This is a genomic window from Campylobacter massiliensis (assembly GCF_014253065.1).
Lineage (GTDB): Bacteria > Campylobacterota > Campylobacteria > Campylobacterales > Campylobacteraceae > Campylobacter_A > Campylobacter_A massiliensis.
Genome location: NZ_JACLZK010000003.1, coordinates 1 through 1,040 on the forward strand (window position 1 = coordinate 1; position 1,040 = coordinate 1,040).

General features: G+C 40.3%; 1 protein-coding gene. It reads left to right on the forward strand.

The annotated features are described in order from the left end of the window. Positions 1-1,040, forward strand: a 1,040-nt coding sequence (locus H7R39_RS11045) for a Cj0814 family flagellar-dependent secreted protein (RefSeq protein ID WP_185899464.1), incomplete at both ends; no start/stop codon positions are given.

A 1,040-nucleotide genomic window follows, 5' to 3' on the forward strand; every position in this document is an offset into this window, starting at 1 on the left:
AGCATGGCTCAAAAACTGAGATTTTAAAACAAAATGAAATCTCGCAGCCGGATACGGTCGAGCACAAATTTAACGAAGTTTTAGGCTACAAAGTCGATGAGGACGGATATTTTACGTCCGAATTTAATGAAGCCGCAGGTATCCCAAAGGACTACAAAATCCACTCAGATACCTTAAAATCTCTCGTGAACGTAAATGATAAGGCTATTGCATTTAATAAAATGTTTTCAAAAATCGACATAGCAAAAACCGCCCGTAATGCATATAAAATTCTCTCCCAAGTAGCGGGCGACGAGCTACTAAACTCAAAAGAGAGCTTTACTAAAGAAGACCTTACCAAATTTCCTCAAGGATACGAGTACGAGAAATCAAGTCTAAAAGTAACTAAAGTAAATAAAAACATCTACGACTATGCGTCGGCACGTAGCGCCTTTGACGATAAGTCCGGGAAAACCAATATGGAAACGCTATTTTTTAATAGTTCATATCATGAGTTAACAACAACGCCGCAATATAAGCCGTCAACCAATATCTTTGATAACAATAACGGCGGCAAAGAGAGCGAAAACGTGAGCGTGTTTATAAATCCTCACGGCGAAAGATACACTAACCCTGACGGTAGTATAACCAAAGGAGGCTTGATAGCAGCCGTAATAAACTCAAATTTAGACGTACGAGAGGGCGAAACTACGGTTTGGGGCAAGATGCAAGGTTATGACAAAAGCATAAGCGGCAAAGAATACAGACAAAAACTGGACGCCTTTATTGATTCGCGCAACATCTACGGCATCAAAGGAAGCGAACTTGACGGGCTTAGCAAGGATTACCGAGAATATGTACTAACGTTTCAAAAAATGCAAGAGTCGCTTTTACCTGGTAGCACTGCCTTAAGCGGCAACTCTAACATAACTTCCGACGGCAAAGAATCAAAAAGCCTCTTTGAAATAATGCAAGAGGATATGAAAGAGGCGCAAAAACGCCTAGAAAAGCTAATCGAGCAAGAAAAGCGAACACAAAAGATGCTGGATAAAAACAGAAAA